25 protein-coding genes and 1 other RNA gene are annotated in these 24929 nt (G+C 52.5%); 2 read left to right on the forward strand and 24 right to left on the reverse strand.

What is annotated here, in order from left to right:
* The 15 genes from EDC33_RS01545 to EDC33_RS01610 all read right to left on the reverse strand — a co-directional run bounded on the left by EDC33_RS01545 (position 1) and on the right by EDC33_RS01610 (position 11771).
* Positions 1-480 carry a dihydrofolate reductase gene (locus tag EDC33_RS01545; protein WP_124009972.1) on the reverse strand — a complete coding sequence of 160 codons (480 nt, stop codon included), beginning with the start codon at positions 478-480 and terminating at the stop codon, positions 1-3.
* 10 nt (positions 481-490) lie between these two features.
* A complete protein-coding gene (locus EDC33_RS01550; RefSeq protein ID WP_170156332.1) occupies positions 491-1447 on the reverse strand; it encodes a thymidylate synthase in 957 nt (318 codons plus the stop codon).
* A gap of 211 nt (positions 1448-1658) precedes the next feature.
* Positions 1659-2096 carry a BrxA/BrxB family bacilliredoxin gene (locus tag EDC33_RS01555; protein WP_031544774.1) on the reverse strand — a complete coding sequence of 146 codons (438 nt, stop codon included), beginning with the start codon at positions 2094-2096 and terminating at the stop codon, positions 1659-1661.
* Between the two features lies 1 nt (position 2097).
* A complete protein-coding gene (locus EDC33_RS01560) occupies positions 2098-2958 on the reverse strand; it encodes a virulence factor (RefSeq protein WP_342665359.1) in 861 nt (286 codons plus the stop codon).
* Positions 2922-3206, reverse strand: coding sequence for a NifU N-terminal domain-containing protein (locus EDC33_RS12900; RefSeq protein WP_308809860.1), 285 nt, complete (start codon positions 3204-3206; stop codon positions 2922-2924). The genes EDC33_RS01560 and EDC33_RS12900 overlap by 37 nt, the downstream gene beginning before the upstream one ends.
* Before the next feature lie 10 nt (positions 3207-3216).
* A complete protein-coding gene (locus EDC33_RS01565; RefSeq protein WP_084184823.1) occupies positions 3217-3390 on the reverse strand; it encodes a zinc-finger domain-containing protein in 174 nt (57 codons plus the stop codon).
* Between the two features lie 63 nt (positions 3391-3453).
* A complete protein-coding gene (locus EDC33_RS01570) occupies positions 3454-3849 on the reverse strand; it encodes a ribonuclease HI family protein (protein ID WP_031544776.1) in 396 nt (131 codons plus the stop codon).
* Between the two features lie 11 nt (positions 3850-3860).
* Positions 3861-4733: a 5'-3' exonuclease gene (locus EDC33_RS01575; protein ID WP_170156333.1), complete on the reverse strand. Its 873-nt coding sequence runs from the start codon at positions 4731-4733 to the stop codon at positions 3861-3863.
* Positions 4726-5589 carry a sulfurtransferase gene (locus tag EDC33_RS01580; protein WP_124009975.1) on the reverse strand — a complete coding sequence of 288 codons (864 nt, stop codon included), beginning with the start codon at positions 5587-5589 and terminating at the stop codon, positions 4726-4728. The genes EDC33_RS01575 and EDC33_RS01580 overlap by 8 nt, the downstream gene beginning before the upstream one ends.
* Positions 5586-8960 (reverse strand): dynamin family protein, encoded by a 3375-nt coding sequence (locus tag EDC33_RS01585; protein ID WP_124009976.1) that lies wholly within the window; start codon positions 8958-8960, stop codon positions 5586-5588. The genes EDC33_RS01580 and EDC33_RS01585 overlap by 4 nt, the downstream gene beginning before the upstream one ends.
* Before the next feature lie 4 nt (positions 8961-8964).
* Positions 8965-10092 (reverse strand): THUMP domain-containing class I SAM-dependent RNA methyltransferase, encoded by a 1128-nt coding sequence (locus EDC33_RS01590; RefSeq protein ID WP_124009977.1) that lies wholly within the window; start codon positions 10090-10092, stop codon positions 8965-8967.
* 88 nt (positions 10093-10180) lie between these two features.
* An RNA gene (rnpB, locus tag EDC33_RS01595) (RNase P RNA component class B) lies at positions 10181-10564 on the reverse strand.
* 10 nt (positions 10565-10574) lie between these two features.
* Positions 10575-10901 (reverse strand): cell division regulator GpsB, encoded by a 327-nt coding sequence (gene gpsB, locus EDC33_RS01600; protein ID WP_040104745.1) that lies wholly within the window; start codon positions 10899-10901, stop codon positions 10575-10577.
* A gap of 4 nt (positions 10902-10905) precedes the next feature.
* Positions 10906-11445, reverse strand: a complete 540-nt coding sequence (locus EDC33_RS01605; RefSeq protein WP_124009978.1) for an SLOG family protein — start codon at positions 11443-11445, stop codon at positions 10906-10908.
* Positions 11442-11771 (reverse strand): DUF1798 family protein, encoded by a 330-nt coding sequence (locus EDC33_RS01610; RefSeq protein WP_094905522.1) that lies wholly within the window; start codon positions 11769-11771, stop codon positions 11442-11444. The genes EDC33_RS01605 and EDC33_RS01610 overlap by 4 nt, the downstream gene beginning before the upstream one ends.
* 91 nt (positions 11772-11862) lie before the next feature.
* Here EDC33_RS01610 and recU point away from each other — a divergent pair, with 91 nt between their 5' ends.
* Positions 11863-12480: a Holliday junction resolvase RecU gene (recU, locus tag EDC33_RS01615; protein WP_371868306.1), complete on the forward strand. Its 618-nt coding sequence runs from the start codon at positions 11863-11865 to the stop codon at positions 12478-12480.
* Between the two features lie 6 nt (positions 12481-12486).
* Entirely contained in the window at positions 12487-14982 is a 2496-nt protein-coding gene (locus EDC33_RS01620; protein ID WP_124009980.1) for a transglycosylase domain-containing protein, read from the forward strand.
* A gap of 37 nt (positions 14983-15019) precedes the next feature.
* Here the strand turns inward: EDC33_RS01620 and EDC33_RS01625 are convergent, their stop codons facing one another.
* Genes EDC33_RS01625 through bshA form a run of 9 tightly spaced genes read right to left on the reverse strand, consistent with a single transcriptional unit; the run spans position 15020 to position 24924 of the window.
* A complete protein-coding gene (locus EDC33_RS01625; protein WP_124009981.1) occupies positions 15020-15301 on the reverse strand; it encodes a YpoC family protein in 282 nt (93 codons plus the stop codon).
* Positions 15298-15954, reverse strand: coding sequence for an endonuclease III (nth, locus tag EDC33_RS01630; RefSeq protein WP_124009982.1), 657 nt, complete (start codon positions 15952-15954; stop codon positions 15298-15300). Before nth ends, EDC33_RS01625 begins: the two co-directional genes overlap by 4 nt.
* Complete coding sequence (locus EDC33_RS01635; protein ID WP_124009983.1) at positions 15944-16564, reverse strand: DnaD domain-containing protein; 621 nt, start codon at positions 16562-16564, stop codon at positions 15944-15946. Before EDC33_RS01635 ends, nth begins: the two co-directional genes overlap by 11 nt.
* Before the next feature lie 45 nt (positions 16565-16609).
* The gene (gene asnS / locus EDC33_RS01640) at positions 16610-17899 is read right to left on the reverse strand and encodes an asparagine--tRNA ligase (protein ID WP_094905528.1); all 1290 of its coding nucleotides are present in this window, start codon (positions 17897-17899) and stop codon (positions 16610-16612) included.
* 1 nt (position 17900) lies between these two features.
* Positions 17901-19088 (reverse strand): pyridoxal phosphate-dependent aminotransferase, encoded by a 1188-nt coding sequence (locus tag EDC33_RS01645; protein ID WP_124009984.1) that lies wholly within the window; start codon positions 19086-19088, stop codon positions 17901-17903.
* Between the two features lie 30 nt (positions 19089-19118).
* The gene (locus tag EDC33_RS01650) at positions 19119-21635 is read right to left on the reverse strand and encodes an exonuclease domain-containing protein (protein WP_124009985.1); all 2517 of its coding nucleotides are present in this window, start codon (positions 21633-21635) and stop codon (positions 19119-19121) included.
* Positions 21636-21652: 17 nt separating this feature from the next.
* On the reverse strand, positions 21653-22615 hold the full coding sequence (locus tag EDC33_RS01655) for a biotin--[acetyl-CoA-carboxylase] ligase (RefSeq protein ID WP_094905531.1): 963 nt from the start codon (positions 22613-22615) through the stop codon (positions 21653-21655).
* On the reverse strand, positions 22572-23801 hold the full coding sequence (locus tag EDC33_RS01660) for a CCA tRNA nucleotidyltransferase (protein ID WP_170156334.1): 1230 nt from the start codon (positions 23799-23801) through the stop codon (positions 22572-22574). Before EDC33_RS01660 ends, EDC33_RS01655 begins: the two co-directional genes overlap by 44 nt.
* The gene (gene bshA / locus EDC33_RS01665; protein WP_124009987.1) at positions 23779-24924 is read right to left on the reverse strand and encodes an N-acetyl-alpha-D-glucosaminyl L-malate synthase BshA; all 1146 of its coding nucleotides are present in this window, start codon (positions 24922-24924) and stop codon (positions 23779-23781) included. The genes EDC33_RS01660 and bshA overlap by 23 nt, the downstream gene beginning before the upstream one ends.
* Positions 24925-24929 lie beyond the last annotated feature (5 nt).

Below are 24929 nucleotides of genomic sequence, written 5' to 3' on the forward strand. Positions count from 1 at the left end.
CTAATGTGTCCTGCGCCTGAAATGAAGGAATTCATGGGGATATCTGTTCTTGTCGTCTATGATGCCTTCTTCACTGGACACAAGTTCCCATTCCGACTCATCATATTCCGGAAAGAAAGTATCCCCGCCAAAAGTTTCGTGGATCCTTGTGATGTGCATTTCATCGACAAGGTCCATCGTCTGATTATAGACGCCGCTGCCGCCGAAGATGAATACCTCCCCTTCCAGCTCTTTGATGTCCGCCACTTCATGGATGACATCAATACCTTCCGCATCAAAATCCCTGTTTCGAGTCAGCACGACATTGCGGCGGTTCGGCAGGGGCCGCCCGAGTGAATCGAAGGTTTTCCGCCCCATGACGATTGTATTGCCCTGAGTCAGCTTTTTGACATGCTTAAGGTCATTCGGCAGGTGCCACGGCATCTTGTTCTTGAAGCCGATGACATTCTGTTCCGCGTGACATACGATTAAAGATACCATTTTCTTCCTCCTATACAGCGATTGGTGCCTTGATATAAGGATGTGATTCATAGTCCACGACTTCGAAGTCCTCATAATCCAGTTCAAACATGGAGCGCTCACCATGTATCCTTATTCCAGGGGCTTCGAAGCCATCCCGCTCGAGCTGTGTTTCAACCGCATCGAAATGGTTGGTGTAGATGTGTGCATCCCCGAGCGTATGGACGAATTCATGTGGACGGAGGCCGCACTCCCTGGCAACAAGATGCAGAAGAAGTGCATAACTTGCGATGTTGAAAGGCACACCTAAAAATACATCTCCACTCCTCTGATAGAGCTGGAGGCTCAGCTTGCCGTCATTTACATAGAACTGGAAGAAGGCATGGCATGGCGGCAGGGCCATCGTACCGATCTCAGCCGGGTTCCAGGCGGTGACGATATGACGGCGGGAATCAGGGTTGTTGCGGATGTTTTCAACGACATCCTTGAGCTGGTCCGTAAAGCTGCCGTCAGGACCTTCCCATGCACGCCATTGGCGGCCATATACATTGCCCAGGTTTCCATACTTCCCGGCAAATGCATCATCCTCCAGGACCATCTTCTTGAAGGCATCCATCTCCTTCTGATAGACCGCCTTGAAGTCTTCATCCTTCTGGGCACGATTACCGAAGTCGGTCATGTCCGGGCCCTTGTACTCTTCCGACTCGACCCAGTTCTTGAAGGCCCATTCGTTCCAGATGTTGTTGTTGTACTGGAGTAGGAAACGTATGTTCGTATCCCCGCGTATGAACCATATCAGTTCGGTCGCAAGCATCTTGAACAGCACCTTCTTCGTGGTGAGCAGTGGAAATCCGTCCTCCATGTTGAACCTCATCTGATGGCCGAAGATGGAGTGTGTGCCGGTGCCGGTACGGTCCCCCTTGTACTTTCCCTCTTCCATGATCTTCTTCAGGAGATCATGGTATGTCTGATCGAAACGATTCATCATATCCTCCCCTTTTCTTTTTATGCTTATTTATATATAATAATACATGAATACATGAATTCGAATAAATAAATTTCTTTTGGAGTGTGGCTTATGGAAATTATGATGACAATCGGTCTGACGCTGCTCGCTTTATATATGATCTCGATGAGCATCTACGACTAGGGCGCATAATGTCAATAAAAACAGGAAAGGCTCAGCCTTTCCTGTTTTTTTATGAGCAATGGTCGTCGAAAGCCTCTTTGATATCCATCATGATATCGTTGACGTCCCTGCCCTCGATATGTTCGCGCGGCATGAAATGAACGAGTTCCTGGCCTTTGAACAAGGCCATGGATGGGCTGGAAGGTGCCTGCCCGATATATTCGCGCATGCGTTCAGTCGCTTCCTTGTCCTGGCCGGCAAACACGGTCGCCTTCCTGTCAGGGCGCACAGGATTCTGTTCAGCTACTGTTACAGCAGCAGGTCTTGCAAGACCTGCTGCACAACCGCAGACACTGTTGATGACAACGAAGGCTGATTCATCTGATTCCAGACTGTTCATGAACTGGTCCACTTCCTCCGGTGTCGTCAGGTCATCAAACGCCCTCCCGGTCAGCTCTTCACGCATTGGCTGGGCTACTTCCTTCATGTATGCTTCATATGGATTCATACTACCGCTCCCTTTCTTGAATTTGTTTCCAGACACTGCCGAGGGCAGCTTCCCCCTGCTCTATTCTGGCGATGGCCATTTCGATCTGCAGACGGACATCATACTGTGGCTCGTCCGTATGTGCCTTAAGATGTGGCAGGCTCTCTTCATCCCCCACCTCGTAGATGAACATTGCGGCACGCCATCTGACGATGGGGCTCCTGTCATCCAGAAGAGGATAGACGTCCTCGAGTCCTTCCTTATACCCGAGATCACTATAGGCATCTCCCGCCGTCCTCCTGACGGGCACCGAACGGTCACCGAGCGCACGCTTCAGATATGGCAGCGTCGCCTTCTCCTCAATCATGGCAAGCAGACTGACGGCTTCCCTCCTCACCTGCATCTTTTCGTCCTCAAGTGCAAGTGAAAGCACTTCATAATCCGCTTCCGTCGGCGTCTCCATGTGGTTCAGCAGCCACAGACGATCCTTCCAGTTCTCTTTTGACCGGAAGTCGTCGACGGAAACTCTGAAATACCTTTTCGGCTCAGGTGTCGTCTTCGTCCGGGCTTCCTGGACAAGCTCTGCAAGCCTCTTTTCATCATAGAGTGCATCCAGTTCCTCCAGCAGTTCCCCGAATATCTCTTCAGGTTCACCATATCGCGTGCCATAGTCCTCCCACTTCCTGAGGAGGATGATATTATCCTCCGGCAATGTCGCTTCCTCCACCGCCTTCAGGAAATGGCCGGGCAGCTGCTTCCGGTGCTCCTCCCCATCATTCAGTTTGATCTGGTAGGGTATATTTTTGAATGTCAGGACCTGTGTGGAGACGGCCCCGAAATCACTCTCTAATTTTGGTTTTTTTTTACATCCTGTTCCCGGGATGTGAACGTCTGTTCAATTTCCGGGATCAGGGTCTCCCAGTCGGCTTTCGGGGACTTGTCCACAGAGACGAAGTCGAGGGCGTGGAAGACGCTCGTTACATCTTCGAGTTCAAGAATCCGGTTGATGAAATCAGGCGCTTCATCCGTCACCTGACGGTATGTGGATGACTTCATCTCCGCTTTCTCTTCGCTTACAGTGATCTTCATTGTGTTCGGGCTTGGTGTTGGTTCAATTTTAACGATTTCCATTGTAATCCTCCTATTGCAGCTTATTCCCGTGTGACCGTATGGCGATGCCTACAGAACACTCGTGGATGCAGAAATTATGTGCAGCCGTCCGGGTGCCTTCGGAACGGTTCAGTTCCTTAAGAAGACAGCCTTGGCAATACTTTTCTTCAAGGGCATTGATCTTATCCAATACTTCGAGATTCACTTTTCAACCTCCTCAATCAATTATACCGAAATGTCCTGTATAAAAAAAGGCTGATCTCCTGGATCAGCCTTTTCTGTTCCTGTACAAAGTTTCCTTCGCCAGTTCGTCTGCCCGCCGGTTACTGCCCCTCGGCGTCCAGCTGACGATGAACAGGTCGAATTTATCAAGGTGCTGTGAAATCTGATCGAAGTATTTTTTGAATACTGGATTTTTTACATGATTCCTGTCGAAACTGTCTGCGATCACCTTTGAATCCGTATGGACGATCAGCGAATTGAGGGAATGCTCCAGTGCCTTATCCACTGCAAACGCCAATACAGCCCATTCCGCTTCGTGGTTGTCCATCTCCCCAAGGAAGGTGGTGAACTCGAGGGTGGTCCCTTCATCCTTGAAGACAACCGCGCCGGCGGCCATATCAGGATTCTTCGATGCCGCCGCATCTATATATGCTCTTGCCACTGCCCCACCTCCTATAGATCCAGGGTCTGCACATATTTGCTGCTGATCTTGAGGTCATGTGCATCCAGGATGGTCTGGATTTCAGGTTTTGAAATGTTCAGGGTGCTGCGTGATTCGACGAGGTCCAGGTCTACCGGTACATCGGTGATGATTCTGGCAAGCCTGTGGGAGATCTTCAGGGAGTCGATATCCGTCTCGATCTTCGTACGCACAGCAGGTGTCAGCTGGTCGAGGTTCAGGAGGAGGTCCTCCACACTTCCGAATTCACGGATGAGTTTGAAGGCCGTCTTCTCCCCTATACCCTTGACGCCCTTGTATCCGTCACTGGCATCCCCCATCAGCGCCTTGACGTCGATGAACTGGTCGGGTGTGATGCCGTGCTCCGCTTCAAACCGGGCCTTCGTGTACTGGTCATACACCGTATAACCCTTCTTGGTGAGCCATAATGCATTGTCTTCATCCAGAAGCTGGAGCAGGTCACGGTCGCCGCTCACGATGACGATATCCTTATATGTCTTTGAAAGGGTGCCGATGATGTCATCCGCTTCATAGCCCTTGAGGCCGATCTGGAACATGTTCAGATCATCAAGCACTTCCTTCACATAGTCGAACTGGGGAATGAGTTCATCGGGCGGTGCCACCCTGTCCTTCTTATAGTCTGCAAACCATTCATTCCTGACGGTCTGCGATCCCATATCCCATGTAATGATGAGCTGCTGCGGCCTCAGGGTCTCGACCAGCTTCAGGACATGGCGGACGACCCCCTGGACACCGTTGGTCGGCCTGTCGTAGGCATTGTACATGAACTGCTGGCGGAAGCTTGTTGCATAGAAGTGGCGGAACAGCAATGCCATGCCGTCCACTACCAGTATATTGTTATTCATTTTGTGAAACGATCCTTTCATTGAGGGGGCTCTCCCCTGTTTCAACGCTGTTGGCCCCGTCCGTAATCCACTCGGAGAAACTGCCGCCGTAGAGCCTTGCGGGCAGTCCCATTTCATGAAGGACGAGAAATGGTGGTGTTGCACTCATGCCCGAGCCGCAGTAGACGATGATCTCACTGAAGCCGCCGAGGAAGCCCCGCATATCTTCGAGTGCATCGAAATCCATCCTTCCCGAACGGAAGACATCCCCATAGGGAATGTTCACAGCCCCTGGTATGTGCCCCATCTTCCGGTCGATGGGCTCCTCTTCACCGAGGTACCGCGCGCGTGCCCGGACGTCAATCAGCAGCACGTCCCTGTCATCCACAGCCGCCTTGACTTCATCCATGCCTGCAAGCAGGTTTTTGTCGGCATCATCAAATGTGCCCCTACGCTCCAGGTCTTCAGCAGGAAGTGTTGCTGCACTATCCCTGATCTTCCCTGACAGGGACTTGAGGCGCTCCAGCGAATCATTCCACAAAAGGGCATCGAAGCCGTAGAGACTGAATAGGTAGTAGAGCCGTGTGTGGAAGAACTGCTTTTCATCATCGACGAGCAGCAGTGTCCCGCCCTCCTGTTTCAATGCCTGATGCAGGGCTTCGACCACACTCCTGCAGGGTATCGGATGCCTGCCTCGGTTCAGCCCGGGTGAATCGAACATCCACGGGCTCTGGGGCATATGGACAGCCCCTTTGAGAGGATGGTCGGCCACTTTCCGCCATGATGCCTCCAGATCGTCCATCACATTCCTGCAGTCGACCAGTATAAGATCATCAGGCAGGTCACCTGCGTGGGTACTTCCGTCTATGATCGTCATGCTTCAATCCCCTCCAAATTTTCGATTGCCTGATCCAGTTTCCTGTCTTCGGCATATTCCGCATCGCTTATTTCCGGCAATGGCTCCTTCAGGGACTGCCGGATGCTCTCGAGTGGTTCCTGCATCTTCCGGTCCACATCTTCGAGATAGCCATCGATCATTGCGCTCATATCGGCCTGCATGTTCTCCGCATCCATGGACTGCACGAGGGCTTTTGCCAAATCGAGCTGCAGGGTGCGGAAGTCCCTCGGCTGGTTCCTTGCCTGGTGAAGCGGCTTCTGGAAATCGAGCAGACGGTCCGGATCGGCTCCCGCTTCCGGCTGCGGCCGGTCGACCTGCACCGTTTCGATGTGATGGGCGGTCTGTGCCTCCCTGAGCGACGCGTTCAATTTTCTGATGTCCTGCTCAAGCTCCCTGTCCGCCTTATGATAGATTGCATTGAAGCTGGTCGCAATCTCCAGGCTCAACTGCTGGTTGATGCTGTTGATGAGGAAGGTCCTGTTCTCTGCAATGAACTTCCTGTTCCTCATATCCGACGCGGAGACGAGTCCCTTCAGGTGATCATACAGCTTCAGCGTCAGCTGCTTTTCCACATGGGAGAGGATGATGTCGAGCTCCTGATGCAGTGTCGGCGCCGCGCTGTGTGCGGTGAACTGTTCGAGATCCGAAATCAGTTGATTCCTGACCGCTTCGATGTGCGCCTTTTCCTCATGCTGGTTATGGTACCGCTTCATGTTGCCCGCTATGGCATGCTTCAGCTGGCCGGCCGTCTCCTCGAGTGACTGGTACTGTATCATCGAGGCATTGCGGTGCGCCAGGGAGACGATCTCCTCCTTCGCATGATCGAACCGTCCGTCCCCACCTTCAAGTGCCTGCTTTGCAGAAAGCGGGAAGACCCTGTTCTTTATATTCAGCTGACCGAGGGCGGAGCGGATGTAGTCGAGCACTTTGTCGAGATCCGCTTCAGATTTCATCAGGTCGACGGCATTGACGATGAATATGACCGGGAAGTCGTCCCCCTTGATGGACTTGATGTACTGGAGGAACTGTTCATCGGAACGGCTGAAGACATGGTTGTAGTAGGATACGTAGATGATCATGTCACTCGCTGAGATGATGTTGTGCGTCTCTTTCGTATGCCGTTCATTGATCGAGTTGATTCCAGGGGAATCGATGACCGAAAAGTTGTTCGTGAATTCATTGTCGATGGAGAGGAAGGCCTTATGGATGAAGATCGCCTCCTCATCCGTACTGATCTTTCCGATCAGTTCATCGGTCGGCATCACAACATCGGTGCCGAGGTGTTCCCGGTGGCGGGCATAGTGGGTTTCGATGCCGTTCAGGAACGGGATATAGGCCTCTTTGACCGCCTTCTTATTCTTTCTGATCCACGGCAGGAAGTCGTCGACCGATTCGCCCTCCCTGTTCGTGATGACAGCAAGCGACTGGACGAGGTCTTCTTCAGTCTTATAGAGGGCATGGCTCTCGCCGCCACCCGCAATTTCCGTAATCGTCGCCGTCGTCGGGTTCGGGCTCGTCGTCAGGCGGGCCTCCCCCATCAGGGCGTTGATGAAGGTCGTCTTGCCGGCACTGAATCCACCAAAGACGCTGATGTTGACCTGACCGTTCCTGATGCGCTCGAGCTTGTCTTCGATGATCGTTCGGAAATCTTCATACCTTGGATGGTCCTCGAGCATCCCGGCCAATCTTGTGAAGTATGGCGTGTCCATCTCTTCCACTTCCGCCGGTCCATCGCTGTCGCTGGAGTACGTCTTCTCGGGCTCCGCCTCGCCGAAGTCATGGCTGATCGGCTCTGTCAGCTTGAGCCGTTCCATCTCATCATCCAGATGGATGTAGAAATGCCTGTAGTTGTCGGTCTCTAGCGATTCCTTCAGGGCCAGCACCTCCCCAAGGGAGGTGTACAGCCGTATCTCTTCCGTCAGGTGGTCGTCACTGTCCTTCTGATCCCACCCCCCTGCTTCAAGGCCCTTCAGGTGTTCCATCGCTTTTGATGAGATGTCGGATTCGATCTCACGCTTCAGCTTGTCCAGATAGTTCATGATGTAGTTAGATGATAGGGAGGTGATCTCCTCCTCGATCAGGACATCCGGATTCCATTCATACTTGAAGGGGGCGCCCTCGAGACCTAGGGAATCGAACATGCCGTTGACCGGAGCATTGATTTCGGTCTGCAGCACAGGTGCAATCTCCTGCCCGATCTTTTCCTTATACTCTTCATAGAGCATCTTCGCCTTTTTCCTCTTGCCGAACAGGCCGCCCGGCTGTATCTCACCGGAAAGCACCTTCAGGAAATCGGTGATGGCCGACTTCACCTGGTGCGGATATATGTAGCTGTTTGCCGTAATATCCTTGAGCGCCTTCTGGACATGCGTGCGCAGTGCCTCCGGATCCTCATGAAGGCGGGCAATGCCGCTCTTCTCCACTTCCTTCCCAAGGTAAGCAAGGTGCGATTCCACCGCTTCACGCGTCGGCTCCCCGGATATGTCGAGCTGACTGCAGAGATCCGCTTCTGCATCCTCGAGGTACTGGAGCTGCCTGTCTTCGATGTTCCTGATGATCCGTTCGTGGTATGCCGCTTCATAGGCGTCCCGCGCCGCCTCGATTTCCGAGATGTGCTTCGTCACCTGGTTGATTTCGTTGTATGGCGAGTCATAGATCGAAGTCGTGAATACATGTTCAGGCACGATGCTCCACTGGTCCAGTGTCCGCCTGATGCGGGAGAGGAAGGTGTCCATGGAGAGCTCCCGGTCATCGTGCTTGTCGATCTGGTTGATGATGAGTGAGAACGGTATGTTGAGGTCGGCGATCTCCTTGAGCAGCTTCATGTTGTGTTCACTCTCCACATGGTTGTATTCGACTGTGAAGAAGATGTAGTCGCTGTTGAGGAGGAAGCGGTTGGTGCTCTCCCCGTGGCTGCTCGTGTTGGAGTCCACACCCGGGGTGTCCTGGAAGACGGTCCGTTCCCGGAAAAGTGCATGCGGCACATTCATCGAGATGGAGGTGATGTCGAGGTCCCGCGTATTCAGTTTCCTCAAGGATTCGTAGTTTTCAAGCGGGATATACCGGTACTGGTCGACGAAAGCCTGTATCTCCTCGCTGTCCCCGATTTCAACCGAAACGGTGTTGCTGGTGGTCGGCACCGGGGAGGACGGCAGTATCTCCTGGTTCAGCATATGGTTGATCAGGCTCGACTTCCCGGCGGAATAATGCCCGATGAAGGAGAAGACCAGCTGATCTTTGTATGTCTTCATAATCGCATGGTCGATCTGGGAAACAAGGTCTTCATTTTCGGACTTGAGTATTTCCTTCTTCAGTTTGTATAGGATTTCCAGTGTCTCTGTCGCAGCCAATGCTTCATTCCCCCCGTTTTCCCCAATATTGGAAGTATGTCGTTTCGATGTAGCCGTTGAACAGCTTGCGGCGCTTCGTCGCCTTTTTACCGACGATATGCTCGAACATCTTGTTCGATGTCATGAGGTAGACGCTCAGTGTCGGATCCTTCGCCATCATTTCCCCGATCTTGCGGTACATCTCCTCCACTGCCTTGGCCTCCCCGATACGTTCCCCGTATGGCGGGTTGGTGACGATCTGTACATGATGCTCCTCGAGTTCCATGTCATGTATGTCCCGTGTTTCGAAGTGGATGTTATCGAGCAGCCCCACTTCCATGGCATTGTCCTTGGCGATCTGGATCATTTCCGGATCGATGTCGGATGCCAGGATGCGCACTTCCCTGTCATAGTGGGCGGCATCTTCAAGCGCCATCCGCTCGCGCTTCCAGTCCTCTTCCGGTATGATGTCCCACTTCTCAGCGTCGAATGTCCGGTTTGAGCCCGGTGCGATGTTCAGTGCCATCATGGCCGCTTCGATCGGTATTGTGCCGGATCCTGCGAATGGATCGAGCAGGGTGTTCGACCCGTCATAGTTGGCGAGCTTGAGCATGGTGGCGGCAAGGGTCTCCTTGATCGGCGCCTCACCCTGACCAGTCCTGTATCCCCGCTTGTGGAGGGCATCCCCGCTCGTATCGATGGTGAGTACGGCACGGTCCTTGAGTATGGAGATGTCGACCTTATAGCGCGGTCCGGTCTCCGGCAGCTTCGTCTTGATGCTGAAGGCGTCCTTCAGATGCTCGACGATGGCCTTCTTGACGATCCTCTGGACGTCCGGCACGCTGTAGAGCGTCGACTTGTGGGAGCGCCCCGTGACGGGGAATGCTGCGGCCGGTCCGAGTATATCCGACCATGGCAGCGCCTTCGTCTTCTCGAAGAGTTCATCGAATGTCTCGACATTGAAGTCGCCGACGATGATGCGTATGCGGTCGGCGGTCCGCATCATCAGATTGGTCCGGATGATGGCCGTCTCATCCCCCTCGAAATAGACCCTTCCGTTCTCGAGTCTTGTTTCATAGCCGAGCGCTTCGATCTCATCCGCCACTACTCTCTCTATCCCCATTGGTGTATTTGCCAGCAATTTGAACTGCATCCAAAAATCCTCTCTTCATATGTATTATTTGTTTGATTATATAATAAAAGCTCTCCATTACAAATGGAGAGCGTATCTAGTCCGGTATCTCTGTAAGCCATGTTCTGTACCGCTGTGCTGAGGCGTGCACTAGTTACACTCGCACATTGGTGATAATCATCTGTCTATACTACAGTGTAGTATCTTTCCTCAGGTTGAATTCCCATTGGAAAGTGCTCCTACCTAATTTGGATTGCTCACTCGAGGGGTTTACCGCGTTCCACCTCCTGCATTTCTGCAGGAGCTACGTCACTGTGGCACTTTTATAGCTACTGGGGCCGTATGCATCGCACTTAGGCCGGTTCGCAGCCGTCAGCCTTGAAGGCTGCCCTGACTTATTGTTTCGTCAGGCACGAACACTACGATCGTCTCAGAATCGTGTGAGCATGGACTTTCCTCTATGCACTTGCATGCATAGCGATTATCCGAGATACCGTTTTGAACTAATTGACTTTGGACTGTCCAAACACTTTCTTCTCCAGATTGCTCAGCCGTTTCAGGATGTCTATCTGATGGGTCTGCGCCTGGTTGTCCACCGACCTCGAATTCGTCGCAACACGGATCCGGAGTTCTTCAACTTCCTTCTTCAGCCGTGCGTTCTCTTCTTCGAGTCTTTTGAGATTGCTGTTCATGTCGGCCATTTTTTGATAGTCGCTGATGACATCATCGAGGAAACTATCTACTTCAATGGGTTTGAAACCTCTAAGAGACTTCTCGAACTCTTTTTCGAATATATCCTTTGCCGAAAGCTTCAGCGTATATTCGTTCATTGTATCACCTCTCATAAGCGGAATCTATGAAAGCATTGATTTCGTCAAATTGTATTCTTTCAATATTATACGGATTATTCTCCTGGAATTCAAGCATTTGCTCGTATATGAAACGTGTTTTCGACTCGACCTCCTCATCGAATACGATGAGGGCCTGGTCGGAATGTTCGATCAGGAACTGGTTGATCATCCTGAACATCTTCGGTGACTCGTATGGACGATTGAAGACGAAGTTGTGGAAGTCGCTGGCTTCCAGTATCCGGTTCAGCTTCAGCTGGTCCTCCTCCTTGTACCGGTCGTCGAAATTGTGGAACGGCTTCAGCACGGAGAACTTGAAACCGTACTCCTCCCGGACGTCCATTATGGCCTCTGCAGCATAGAATTCGATGCCCGTATACCCTTGGATGATGAACCACTCGGTCCCCGTTTCAGCATACGCCCGCACCTTCTCCCGCATGAATTGCTTCAGCACTTCGGCTTCCGGCTGCGTGTCCTTGAAGATGCCGAGCTCGTATGGACGGTATCCCGCTATCAGCGTCTTCATCGGAACAGCCCCTCCCTCTCTGCATGAGCCAGCCACATGTTGATGAACTTGTACTTCTCACGGTACAGCTTCAGGCTGAACCGCCCTGCGTGGCAGGCCATCAGAAGTTCCATGAACTCCTCGACGACCTTCTCCCGTGTCGGCGGATTGAACCTGAAGTCGGTGCCGATGCCGCTGATGGCGTCCACCAGCCCCTTGTTCTCTTCAAGGAACGGTTCGATTTCGGATGCAAAATCAAATTCATGACCGGACCTCGCCATATCATATCTGCGGTCCACTTCATCGAGCAGCGCCCGCAGGTCTTCAAAAGATGCCTTTCTTGACAAAACTGCCACACTCCCTATAATTATCAATGGTTTAATTCCAATGATCTGTTGTATAATGTTATATTATCATCATACAGAATAATGGAAGGCGATGTACATGAAATATCCCAAGGGCATCAAACCCCGGCCGAAAGGTCCCATCAGCAGGAACCGCACACCGGACGGCAAAGTGAAGTACGGCTCCAGGGGAATGACTCTGGAGAAGGACCTGGACCAGACGAATGCATACTATCTGGAGACGGGTCGCGCCGTCATTCACAAGAAGCCGACGCCCGTCCAGATCGTCAATGTGGACTACCCTTCAAGGAGAAAGGCGAAGATTGATGAAGCCTATTTCAAGGTCCCTTCGACGAGTGACTACAACGGCATATACAGGGGCCGGTATATAGATTTTGAAGCAAAGGAGACACGAAACGACAAGCGCTTCCCCTTCATCAACATACATGAACACCAGGTGGATCATATGAGGCGCTGCCATGAGCAGGGCGGCGTCGTGTTCATCATCATCAAGTTCTCATTATACGATGAAACATACCTGATGCCGATCGGGCATTTCCTGCCTTTCTGGGAAGCATTCCTTGATGGCGGCAGGAAGTCCATCAGGTACACGGACATAAAAGACGCGAGCCTGCTGCTGAAGCAGGGGATCAACCCGCGGATCAGCTACCTTGATGCAGTCGACGAATTTTATTTTGAGAATGGAGAATAGGATACTATGGAAGAGAACTATAAAAGAACCAAAGGCAGGAAGACTGGAAGCGGCACATCCAAAAAAGGGGGCCGGCGGTCCCGGGCCTCCCTCATCAAACGGATACTGCTGTGGGCGGTCCTCATTGGTCTGATCCTCCTCATCGTCGGTTCATTCCTGTTTGCGTATTACGCATCAAAATCCCCGGCATTCAGCGAGGAGAAGCTGAAGGATCCGATACCGGCGAAGATCTACGACAAGGATGATGAACTCGTCACTACGCTGTATGGCGGCCAGAAACGGGTGCTGACGGATATAGACGAAACACCTGAGAAGGTCACAGATGCGATCCTTGCCGTGGAAGACAACCGCTTCTACGAGCATGGGGCCATCGACTTCGTAAGGCTTGGCGCTGCAGTGCTGAACAATGTCACTGACGGGTTCGGCAGCCAGGGTGCGAGCACGATCACCCAGCAGGTCGTCAAGCGGGTGTTCCTCACCGAGGAGAAGACGATCGAGAGGAAGGCGCAGGAAGCCTACCTCGCCTACCGTCTCGAGCAGGAATATTCCAAGGATGAGATTCTTGAGATGTACATGAACAAGATCTACTACTCCGATGGCATATACGGCATCCGGACGGCCAGCCTCTATTATTTCGACAAGGAACTTGAAGCGTTGAACCTGGCGGAAACGGCCTATCTCGCCGGCCTGCCGCAGCTGCCGAACAGATACAATCTGTATGTGGATCCTGAGACCGGGACGAATCGTGCACATACCGTATTGAACCTGATGCTCCATCATGAGCGCATTACGGAAGCCGAGTACAATGAAGCCATCAACACCGACATCACCGCCAACCTGGTTCAGCGTTCCGAAGAGGAGCGTGCCTCGAATGAGCCTGAGGATCCGGAATACGCCTCCTACATCAACGTGGTGAAGCGGGAGCTCCAGCAGAACGACAAGTTCAAGGACATGGAACTCGGGGAAGCCCTGGCCAGCGGCCTGTCCATCTATACAAACATGGACAGCAGCATCCAGAGGGAGCTCCAGACGATGGTCAATGACCGGGACTACTACTACAATCCGAAGTTCAAGAGCGAGCACTTCAACCTTGCCTCATCGATCCTGGATACGGAGACGGGCAATCTCGTCGCCATCTCCGGCGGCCGTGACTACCGCGAAGTGGTCATGCACAACCAGGCATTGGTTAAAAAGAATGTCGGATCCACCATGAAGCCGTTCCTCTCCTATGGCCCCGCCATCGAAAATATGCAGTGGCGCACGGACCAGACGATCGAGGATGAAGCGGAATACCAGCCGGAAGGCTTTGATCATACGATATATAACTATGATCAGCAGGATCATGGTGAAGTGACCATGCGCGACGCCCTGAGGCAGAGCCTCAACATACCTGCCGTCAAGACTTTCGAGACGGTGATGGACGAAGCAGGAGAAAATGCACCGGAGGAATTTGCGGAAGCCGTGGGACTCGAATACAGCACCGAAGAGGAGGAAGACCTCCCACTGACCTTCAATGATGTGCTCGGCGGCGGGGACTACTCCCAGTTCACACCATTGCAGATGGCAGAAGCCTACGCTTCGCTCGGCAACGGCGGCACCTACAATGAAGCCCAGTCCATCCGCTACGTGGTGACGGATGAAGGGGAAACGGTCGAATTCGAGCATGAGTCCGAGCAGGCGATGGAGGATTACACTGCCTATATGCTGACGGATATGCTGAAAGGGACTTTTGAACCTTACGGCAGCGCCGACTATATTCCGATGAACGGCCTTAACATAGCCGCGAAGACGGGGACGACATCCTACAGCAGCGATATCCGGGAAGAAAAAAATCTGCCGGACAGTTCAGCGAAGGATGCCTGGATCGTCGGCTATACGCCGGAGTACACGATGAGCCTGTGGACAGGCTTTACAGCGACCGAAGAAGGCGGAGACACTTCGTTCGTCGGTGCGGACGAGCATATCACGCCACAGTGGTTCTTCAGGGATATCATGCAGTCGATCAGCACATATAACGGCCAGGACTTCGAGCGTCCCGACAGTGTCGTCGAGGTCAACGGCGATGAACTTGCTGTAAAAGGCAGTGAGGACATGCAGACTTATGAAGACGAACAGCGTCAGCGCAATACCCAGCAGCGCCAGCAGCCGGAGGAAGACATCGATGAACCGAACCAGGTGATCACCGAGGATCCTGAAGCGGCGGATGAAGCAGAACCATCCACTGAACAGGAAACGCCGGAAACACAACCTGAAGAGCGTACTGAAGAACAGGTTGAGGAACCGACTGAAGAAGCACCTGAACAGGAAGAGACGATCGAAGAACCGACAGAAGAAGTGACGGAACAGCAAACGGAGGAGTCGGAACCGGCCACAGAAGAGGAACCAACATCTGAAGAGACCGAAGCACCTGAACAGGAGCAGACGACCGAGGACCCGGCTTCTGAAGAAACCGGGGAACCAACGGAGGAACCGACTGAAGAAGAGACGGATGAAGCCGCATAATAAAAATCCCATGAGAATTTTTTCTCATGGGATTTTTCTATCTGTTCATCCTTATACGATAAGAAGCCAGCTTCTTGGTGAATTCATCATGGAGTGCCTTCAGCTGGATGATGCTGTGGTACTGGTAGGGGCGGGAGCGGATGTAGTCCTTGCGTTCCTTGAAGTTGAAGGGAAGCACATGTTCATGTGCCTCCTCCGGGATCTCATCGAGCACTTCATTGATTTGGAAGAAGATTTCCCCCTGATAGGCATCGTAGAGTGCATGATCCGGGTGCCTCGCCTCTTCAAGCAGCTTCTGGTGCATCTCCCCAATTGTCATTTGAGCGCCTTCGCCTTCATCCGCTTCTGCCCTTCCCGGCAGTCTTCAAGCAGCAGGCAGGTTTCACATTTCGGATTTCTGGCTGTGCAATGGTAGCGTCCGAAGAAGATCAGCTGATGATGGGTCTTGCTCCAGCGTGCTTCTGGCACCTTCTGCATCAACGTCTTCTCGACTTCAAGGACGGAATCCTTGTAGCGTGCGATGCCGAGCCTTTTCGCCACACGTTCGACATGGGTGTCCACAGCAATCCGCGGAACGCCGAAAGCCACGGAAAGCACGACATTGGCGGTCTTCCGCCCCACTCCTGCGAGACTCACGAGAGCTTCGTAGTTGTCAGGTATTTCGCCATCGAAACGGTCGATGACATCCCTGCACAGCTTCTGGATGTTTTTGGCCTTGTTCCTGAACAGGCCGATCGAGCGGATGTCATTCTCAAGTTCCGGAAGTTCTACAGCAAGATAGTCCTCCGGTGTTCTGTATTTCTTGAAGAGGTCACGGGTCACCCTGTTTACAAGGTTGTCGGTGCATTGTGCGGAAAGCAGGACTGCAATGGTCAGTTCGAATGGGTTGCGGTGTACGAGCTCGCATTCCGCGTCCGGGAACATCACATCTATCTTGTCGATCATCTCTACCGTCTTCTTTTTACTGATCAAAAACATCTTCTCCTTCCAGCCATGAACGTACAGGCATCCGGTCCACCTTTTCCGCCGGTTCATCCCTGCCCGTCTGGTTCAGGATGCGTTCGACATATTGGAGTGAAGTGATCTGGTTCTGGTAGGCCAGATCGACGGCATCCCGGATTGTCTGCGGGCTGTATCCGGAATCTTCAAGCCAGCTGTTGATCCTTTCGAATTCATTCGGGCTGATGACCCTGCCATACAGGCCTTCGACATACTCGAACAGGGATCTGATTTCAGACGGGTCCGCCTTTTCGGGCGCCGTCGATTCCAGCAGGCGGGAGAGCTTTCCATAGAGGGGTTCGAGATTGAACCGCTCTATGTATTTGCCCTCTTCCCGGATCGTCTCGACTTCGAGCAGCTCCTTCTGTATCAGGCCCTGTATGAGCCCGGCTATCTGGGATTCCGACATCGTCGTCCCCTTGGACAGATGTGAGAACTCCGGCAGCTGTGATGACCGCTGATGGATGTCCATCAGTTTGATGAGGACGACAAAGGACGATTCATCAAGGCCCAGCTCGGAATAGCAATCCAGCAGCACTTTGTTCACGGGTATGTTCATGTATCTTATATATTCTTCAAACATGCTGTATCTCCTTATAAAAATATCGCCTGACGGCGATATTTTCGTCTATGGATATAGTCTGTTGAGCAGGCGTGGGAACGGTGCCGTCTCCCTGACATGCTGGACGCCGCTCAGCCAGGCGACTGTACGCTCGAGGCCGAGGCCGAACCCGGAATGCGGCACGCTGCCGTATCTCCTCAGGTCGAGATACCATTCATAGGCCTCCAGATCCAGACCGCTCTCCTCGATCTTCTGCTTGAGGGTGTCGTAGTCATGGATCCTTTCACTGCCCCCGATGATCTCCCCGTAGCCCTCAGGGGCGATCAGGTCGGCACACAGGACGGTGCGCGGGTCTTCCGGATTCTCCTCCATGTAGAAGGATTTGATCTCCTTCGGATAGTTCGTGATGAAGACGGGCTTATCGAAATGGTTCGCGATTTCGGTTTCATGCGGTGCACCGAAGTCCTCGCCCCACTCTATATCATCAAAGCCCTTCTCCTGCAGCAGTTCCACCGCTTCCGTATACGTGATGCGCGGGAACGGTGCGCGGATCTTCTCAAGGACGCTTGTATCGCGGTCCAATATGCCGAGGTCGAGTCTGCAGTGCTCCAGCACCTGTTGTACGAGGTACTCGACATACTGTTCCTGTACTTCGAGGCTGTCCTCATGGTTGTAGAACGCCATCTCAGGCTCTATCATCCAGAACTCGATAAGGTGCCTCCTCGTCTTGGATTTCTCCGCACGGAATGTCGGACCGAATGAGAAGACCTTACCGTGTGCCATCGCAGCCGCTTCTGCATACAATTGGCCACTCTGTGACAGGTAGGCATCTTCATCGAAGTATTTTGTATGGAAAAGTTCCGTCGTACCTTCCGGTGAACTGCTTGTGAGTATCGGCGGATCGATCTTCTTATAGCCGTTCTCGAAGAAGAAGTCATGTGTGCTCTTGATGATCTGGTTGCGGATGTTCATGACTGCATGCTGCTTCTTCGAACGCAGCCACAGGTGCCTGTTGTCCATGAGGAATTCAGGACCATGGGCCTTCGGTGTGATTGGATAACCTTCCGAGGCATGGATGACCTCTATGCCGTCGACTTCCATCTCGTAGCCGAAATCTGAACGGTCATCCGCTTTGATCGTGCCTGAAACATACATGGATGTCTCCTGTGTCAGACCTTTTGCCTTTTCGAAAAGATCTGCATCATTTTCCTTCACAACGATGCCCTGCATGAAACCGGTGCCGTCCCTGAGCTGCAGGAACTGGATTTTACCGCTGCCGCGCTTCTGCAGGAGCCAGCAGCCGATCGTCACCTGCTGGCCTTCATATTTTGCTGCCTGGTTGATTGAAATCTTCATGTTAAACTCCTTTGGAATGTTGTTCTACAAATTTTCTGATGCGGTCCAATGCTTCTGTCATATCTTCGATGCTGAGCGAATAGCTGAGCCGGATGTTGTCCGGTGAACCGAAGCCGGACCCCGGGACTGCCGCCACGTGGACTTCCTCGAGGACCGCTTCAACGAATGCATCCACACCGTCGAACCCGCACTTCCTGGCGCACTCGGCGAAGTTCGGGAATAGGTAGAAGGCGCCTTCCGGCTTGATGCAGTCGATGTATGGAATCTCCATCAGCTTCTCATAGGCCTTGTCCCTTCTCTCCTTGAAGGTGCGGTTGTACTCCTCAAGATAGGATGGGTCCATATTATAGGCAGCGAGCGCCGCCCACTGCGACGGTGTCGCCGGGTTGGATGTCGAGTGGCTCGACAGTGCGGTCATGCCCTTGACTACATCGCTGTCCCCGCATACGTAGCCGATGCGCCATCCGGTCATCGAATGCGACTTGCTGACGCCATTGACGATGAGCGTGTTCCTTTTCATCTTGTCGCTGAATGAGGCGATGGAGATGTGCGGATGGTCGTAGACGAGTGTCTCATAGATCTCGTCCGCAACTACGACGATGTCCGTCTTTTCAAGGTATTCGGCGAGGCTGCGGAGCTCCTCCTCCGTGTATACCATGCCGCTCGGATTGCTTGGGGAGTTCAGCAGCAGCATGCGTGTCCTGTCGGTCACATGGCGGTCGATGATTTCGGGAGTGATCTTGAATGAAGTCGACTCGTCCGTCTCCATGATGACCGGATTGCCCTCAGCGAGCTTCACCTGTTCAGTATAGCTCACCCAGTACGGGGTCGGGATGAGGACCTCGTCCCCCGGGTCGAGTGTGGCCTGAAAAAGGTTGTACAGCACATGTTTCGCACCAGTGCCTACAAAAATCTCGGACAGCTCGTAGTCGAGGCCGTTATCGCGCTTCATCTTTTCGATGATGGCTTCCTTCAGCTCGGTGATGCCGGAGGCGGAAGTATACTTCGTCTGGCCGGCCTTGAGCGCTTCATATGTCTTTTCTATGATTTCATCAGGGGTGTTGAAGTCCGGTTCTCCAGCACTGAGGCTGATGACATCGACCCCCTGGGCCTTGAGGTCCCTGGACTTGGCTGTGATGGCCAGTGTCTGGCTGGGCGTAATATTCTTGATTCGTTGAGAGAGTTCCATATTCCTTCTCCTTTAGAGTTGATATAGTCATTATAAATCACGGAGCAGTCCTTTGAAAGACTCTCCATCCCCCTGAATGACATTTTCAGAAGGAAAGTACTTCAGGAAGGCATTCCTGTACTTCCTGTCGAGGATGCGCTTGTCGAAAAGGAGCAGCAGCCCGCGGTCCTCGGGCTGCCGCTGTACACGCCCCGCAATCTGCCTGAACTGGAAAACGGCTTCCGGCAGATCATTCTTATAGAAGTGCCTGAAATCCGATTTCTTCGGGACGGGGAACGGCAGTTTGGTGAGCATCAGACATTTCGTCCCCGATGCCTGCATATTGATGCCTTCATTGAAGCTTGATGTCCCAAGCAGTACACATCTGTCCAGGTGGTTGAACTGCGAGAGCAGCTTCTCGCTGCTCGACATCCGGGTCTGCCGCAATATGACGAAGTCCTCGAATGTCGGGACATCAGCCGTATATTCATGCACCTTGTCCAGAAGCTCGAAGTTCGAAAACAGCACCATCAGCTTCTGGCCGGTCTCACTCAAGTAGACCGCGATGTATTCCACTATGGCAGCGATGAAGTCATCATCATTGATGTCATAGGCGGGGATGTCTTCAGGAATGAAGATCTTCGTCCCGCCGAACAGATTTTCATTCTGCACGATGAGCGACTTGAACGGCCTGTCGCCATACCAATAGTCGAGGTGGCTGAACCCGCCGTTCACTTCGAGTGTGCCGGACAGCATGATGGTGGCTTTTATATGTCGGGCCCGCTCCCGTAGCGATGCCATATCCTCCTGTTGGACATGAACTTTTATCTTCTGGAGGTTCCTGTTCCCTTCCAGAACATATCTATCCTGCCTGATGGCCGCACCGAGGGTGTTGAGCATCTTCTGATAGTGGTGCATGTGGTTGTATATGACCTGATAGTTCCGTGTGCCGCGTACTGCTCCAAGGAAGGTCGACGTATGCCTGATGCCCGTTTCGATGTGGTGCAGCAGGTCGCTTGTGTTTCTGGCCTCGATTGCAGTGAACATCTTATCTATGTTCTGGTTCAGATGCTTGAGTATATCCTCGAGAAGGTATACGGAAGTCGCATCATTATGGCTGATATAGTTTGCCAGAAGACGCTCCTGACTGGGGGTCCCGATCTGTCCGATGAAGAACTTCATCGCCTGGTAGCTGAAGGTGGTCTTCATCCGCTCTTCGAGCGAACGTTTGAGCTGATGGGCCTCATCCACGATGACCGTATCGATATCCGGGAGGTGGTCGATGCAGTCGATGAGGAAATAGTGGTTCGTCAAGGTGAAGGTCGCATGCCCGGCTTCTGTGAGCGCCCTGTTGAAGAAGAAATGTCCGGCCCCTTCCCCGGCCTGTATGGAGGCGGTCTTGTAGTATGCACGCTCCGGTCCCCTCAGGTGTATTTCCGACAGGTCCCCCGTATCCGTTTCAAGCAGCCATACAAGAAGCTTCATCTTCAGCTGGATGATTTCTGTATTGTTGTCCTCCAGAGACAGCAGGAGCTTGAATGCATCCAGGTTCAGATAGTTCTCCCTGCCCTTCAGTGCCACGGCAGGGATCGGCATGCCGATGGCGGCCTCCAATGCCGCGAGGTCCTCGATGAGGATCTGATGCTGCAGTATCTTTTTTGATGTCGAGATCAGCACCTTCTGACCATACAGCGAATGGAAGCTGATGACGGCGATGAGGAAGGCGATGGTCTTGCCGACACCGGTATATGCTTCGAGCGCAAGATTCTCCTTCTGCTCCAGCGCCTCGAAGATTTCGTTGGCCAGACGGAGCTGTTCCGTCCTGTACCGTCTGCCGGAATGTGCAATGTAGCGATCGTACAGCTCTCCGACAGTGGCAGCCTCCATCTTGCGCCGCTCTCCCTGCTTCCGCCTGATGTAGAAGTCACCATGGCGCTCGAGGTCTTCGGCATCCCCAGTGCGTGATTCTGCGACTATGGAGAAGATGACATCGGATAGATTGTATTTCAATGGCTTCGACAGGTGATAGAGATGCTTCAGCGTCTCTGCGTCGAGTGTCATCATCTTCTGCAGCAGATGAATGAGGAGTTCTGCTGTGGCCCTGGCGTCCTCATCGGCCCTGTGGGCGTTCGACAGCTCCAGGCCGAGTGCCTGGGCGATTTCATTGAGCTGGAAGCGTTCAAGCCTGGGCAGGAAAATCTTCGACAGCTCCACGGTATCGAGCAGATGATTGGGCTGATAGTCGATGCCGCATGATTTGAAGGCAGACTGCAGGAAGCCGAAATCGAATTCGACATTATGCGCCGTAAAGATGCAGCCATCGAGCAGCCCGGCCACCCGGGAGGCGATGTCCCTGAATTTGGGTGCATCTTCGAGCATGGAACTATCGATGTTCGTCAGCTCTCTTATGAAAGGTGTCAACTCGGTTTCATCCGACAGGAAGGTGGAGTACTGATCGGTTATCTTCAAATCCTGTACGACCACAATGCTCAGTTGGATGATACTATCTTTATTCTTGTTATTTCCGGTAGTTTCCAGATCCACTACCGCAAACTTCTGATTCTGCATCTCATCACCAGTTCCCACTATAGTTCTATATCTGCACTTATGACTTTTCTGATTTCACCCGTCCGGTCGAGCACTTCAAGGAATCCCTCATCATCTATGTCGAGGGCTTTTGCCATGTAGCTCTCCCCGGTTTCCGTGATCCTCAATTCCTTATTGAACACGATGGCGCGTGACTTCCATTCTTCCCTGATTGCACTGAACGGCTCGTTCAGGAAACGATGATAATAGTGTTCGATGTTCCGGATGAGCTTCTCCATGAAATCATCAAGATCCATATCAACGTTTACATCCATCTCCCGTTCGATGGATGTGGCGTTTGGGAGGTCCATTATGTCCTCGTCTTCGAATATGTTGATCCCAATACCACAGATTATAGCATTTATGACGCCGCTTTCGCTGACGACTTCGGTAAGGAAGCCGGAAACCTTCCTTTTGTCTATATAGATGTCGTTCGGCCATTTTATGCCGCTTTCGATGCGGAAGGCCTGATCGATCGATTTGGAGATGGCGAGCGAAACGAACAGGTTGAACCGGATGATTTCCGAAATCGGTATATTGGGCATGAGTACGAGCGAGAGGTAGAGTCCCCTATTCTTTGGTGAAGCCCATTCCCGGTTGAACCGCCCCCGTCCGTTGGTCTGCTCCTCGGCCACCACCATATAGGCGCCGTCATGATGTTCCAGCTTCTGCATCGCCTCGATCTGTGTCGATCCGGTGGTGGGCAGGTATTCCACATGGCTGAACAGCTCCGACTGTGCCACGAGCATCTCCAGGGATGTGGGGCTTATGTAGCGCGGGTGTCCGGTCAGGTGATAGCCTTTGCTTGTGACGGACTCGATCCGGTATCCTTCACGCTTCAGCGCGTTCATGTTCTTCCAGACTGCAGTCCTTGATACGCCAAGCCTGTCAGCCATCTCCTGTCCGGAAATGAACCGATCATTCTTCAGTAATTTCAATATCTCCTGCTTCATATTCGACATGTGCCTCCACCCACTCCATTATAATCTTCGTGTCATTCTCCAGTCTGCCATCCAGGATCTTCTCCTCTACCGCTGAAAACACCTTCCTGATCCATCTGCCGCCGCGCGCATTGAAGAGTTGCATGAGCATATTGCCATCAAGATTGATGTCTGAAATGTCTGAGATGGGCAGCTGCGGCTTCAGTTCAATGGCGGACTTGAGCAGATCCTTCTTCTCCTTCGATTCCGTGAAGGTGTTCAACTCCACGATTTCAGAGGCATTCTTCAATATCTTCATGTCATGCCCATAGGCGACCTCCTTTATGGTGCTCGGCCTGTGTAGCATTCCTATCAGTCTGGTGGTGTCCTTGATCTCCCTTTTCATGTCATTTGAGAGTTTCAGTTCATGTAGATGGGGCTCGAGCCCCGGGTTCCTCCACATCTGGAGTGCAATCTCATTTTCCAGTGAACGGACATCCGTATCAAGGAAATCCTCATCCCCGATATTTTCAAGGAAAGCCAGATGCGCCTTGAGGCGGGTCTTCACCATCAAGGCCTTGGCCGCTTTGACGCCGGCCCCCCTGTACAGCTTATCGAGTTCGACGACGCACCGCTCCACCGCAACGAATTCAAGATTTTGCGCATGGGCTGCCATCGCATTTTCGGTCTCGGGAGCGACGTGGAATTCGAGATGGGCAGCAAACCGGGCAGCCCTCAGCATCCGCAGTGCATCTTCGTTGAACCGCTCCTCCGGACAGCCCACGGTACGGATGACCCGCTCTTCTATATCCTTCATGCCCCCGTAGGGATCAAGGATCTCGAAGTTTTCATCCATGGCCATGGCATTCATTGTAAAATCCCTGCGTTCCAGATCGCTGTTGAGCTGGTTTGTGAATGACACCTGGTCCGGTCTCCGGAAGTCGCTGTAGCCCGATTCGGTACGGAATGTTGTCACTTCGAATGGGATGTCGTCAATGAGCACGATGATTGTACCATGCTCCTTGCCCACATCGACGGTGCGTTCGAATATGCGTTCGATATCATCAGGCAATGCATCGGTGGTGATGTCGACATCGTTTATTGCCCGATGCATATGATGATCGCGCACACATCCCCCGACGAAATACCCCTTGTATCCATACGTTTCCAAAGTGCCGAGTATCCTATTGCCTATCAGGAAGAGTTCATGCATTGTTCTTTTCTCCAATCAGCTGGTTGTACAGGGATTCATATTGACTGACGATGACATCCGAGTGGAACCGGCTTCTGATATCTTCAAGCATGCGGGCCTGGAGTTGATTGTAAAGCGCATCATCCTTAAGGATCTTGATGATATGTTCCCCGGCGCCGGTGTAATCTCCAATATCCACAAGATAGCCGGTCTTTTCATGCTGGATGACTTCGCTGATGCCACCGGCGACTGTACCGACGGGAACAGCGCCGCAATTCATCGCTTCAAGCAGGGCCAGGCCGAAACTCTCCTTCTCGCTCATGAGCAGGAAAATGTCGCTCATCAGATAGAACTTCCTGACATCCGTCTGCTGGCCTGCAAATATGACGGATTCCTGCAGCCCAAGGCGTTTCACAAGCTGACGCACGCTATTCATCTCGGGGCCGTCCCCCACAAGCACCAGGACACTGTCCATCTTTCCATGAACACCATCGAAAGCCCTGACGATATCATCGATCCGCTTTATTTTTCTGAAGTTGGAAGTGTGCATCAGAACTTTCGTATCTTGAGGAATGTCATAGCGGGCCTTCATTTCAGATTTGATCCGGTCCCGGTCGTCCATATTGAAATACGATTCGTCCACAAAATTATGGACGGTCTGTATTTCCTTTTCGGGCTCTATCAGCGACAGCGTCTGATTCTTGAGGCTCTCGGATACGGCAGTGACGATGTCAGATCCATTGATGCCGAACCGGATTGCGCTGACCAGGGACATATCATATCCGAGAACCGTGATATCCGTCCCGTGCAGGGTGGTGACGATGCCGACATCCCTCTTTGCCATCTGTCGTGCGAGGATGCCGCAGACCGCATGGGGTACCGCATAGTGCATATGGATGACATCCAGATCATACTCGATGATCACTTCAGAGATTTTGCTCGCCAGTGTGATGTCATAGGGCGGATAACGGAAGACACTGTAATCGTTTATATCCGTCTGATGGATATATATGTTCGGATGGTTGGCATCCAGACGGAATGGGACATTGGAAGTGATGAAGTGCACCTCATGTCCGCGTCTTGCCATCTGTATACCGAGTTCAGTGGCGATGATGCCGCTGCCGCCGACACTCGGATAGCAGGTTATGCCTATCTTCATCAGAT

Source organism: Salinicoccus roseus, assembly GCF_003814515.1.
Taxonomy (GTDB): domain Bacteria; phylum Bacillota; class Bacilli; order Staphylococcales; family Salinicoccaceae; genus Salinicoccus; species Salinicoccus roseus.

Bases quoted from the DNA above. Each gene is read 5' to 3' on its own strand.
- EDC33_RS01620 (WP_124009980.1), top strand. From the start codon at position 12,487: ATGGAAGAGAACTATAAAAGAACCAAAGGCAGGAAGACTGGAAGCGGC.
- asnS (WP_094905528.1), bottom strand. From the start codon at position 17,899: ATGAAGATTTCAATCAACCAGGCAGCAAAATATGAAGGCCAGCAGGTG.
- bshA (WP_124009987.1), bottom strand. From the start codon at position 24,924: ATGAAGATAGGCATAACCTGCTATCCGAGTGTCGGCGGCAGCGGCATC.
- EDC33_RS01550 (WP_170156332.1), bottom strand. From the start codon at position 1,447: ATGATGAATCGTTTCGATCAGACATACCATGATCTCCTGAAGAAGATC.
- EDC33_RS01650 (WP_124009985.1), bottom strand. From the start codon at position 21,635: ATGCAGAATCAGAAGTTTGCGGTAGTGGATCTGGAAACTACCGGAAAT.
- recU (WP_371868306.1), top strand. From the start codon at position 11,863: ATGTACATGAAATATCCCAAGGGCATCAAACCCCGGCCGAAAGGTCCC.
- EDC33_RS12900 (WP_308809860.1), bottom strand. From the start codon at position 3,206: ATGGAAATCGTTAAAATTGAACCAACACCAAGCCCGAACACAATGAAG.
- EDC33_RS01655 (WP_094905531.1), bottom strand. From the start codon at position 22,615: ATGTCGAATATGAAGCAGGAGATATTGAAATTACTGAAGAATGATCGG.
- EDC33_RS01635 (WP_124009983.1), bottom strand. From the start codon at position 16,564: ATGTTTGAAGAATATATAAGATACATGAACATACCCGTGAACAAAGTG.
- EDC33_RS01605 (WP_124009978.1), bottom strand. From the start codon at position 11,445: ATGAAGACGCTGATAGCGGGATACCGTCCATACGAGCTCGGCATCTTC.
- EDC33_RS01625 (WP_124009981.1), bottom strand. From the start codon at position 15,301: ATGACAATTGGGGAGATGCACCAGAAGCTGCTTGAAGAGGCGAGGCAC.
- EDC33_RS01575 (WP_170156333.1), bottom strand. From the start codon at position 4,733: ATGAATAACAATATACTGGTAGTGGACGGCATGGCATTGCTGTTCCGC.
- EDC33_RS01580 (WP_124009975.1), bottom strand. From the start codon at position 5,589: ATGACGATCATAGACGGAAGTACCCACGCAGGTGACCTGCCTGATGAT.
- EDC33_RS01545 (WP_124009972.1), bottom strand. From the start codon at position 480: ATGGTATCTTTAATCGTATGTCACGCGGAACAGAATGTCATCGGCTTC.
- EDC33_RS01590 (WP_124009977.1), bottom strand. From the start codon at position 10,092: ATGCAGTTCAAATTGCTGGCAAATACACCAATGGGGATAGAGAGAGTA.
- EDC33_RS01555 (WP_031544774.1), bottom strand. From the start codon at position 2,096: ATGAATCCATATGAAGCATACATGAAGGAAGTAGCCCAGCCAATGCGT.
- gpsB (WP_040104745.1), bottom strand. From the start codon at position 10,901: ATGAACGAATATACGCTGAAGCTTTCGGCAAAGGATATATTCGAAAAA.
- EDC33_RS01645 (WP_124009984.1), bottom strand. From the start codon at position 19,088: ATGGAACTCTCTCAACGAATCAAGAATATTACGCCCAGCCAGACACTG.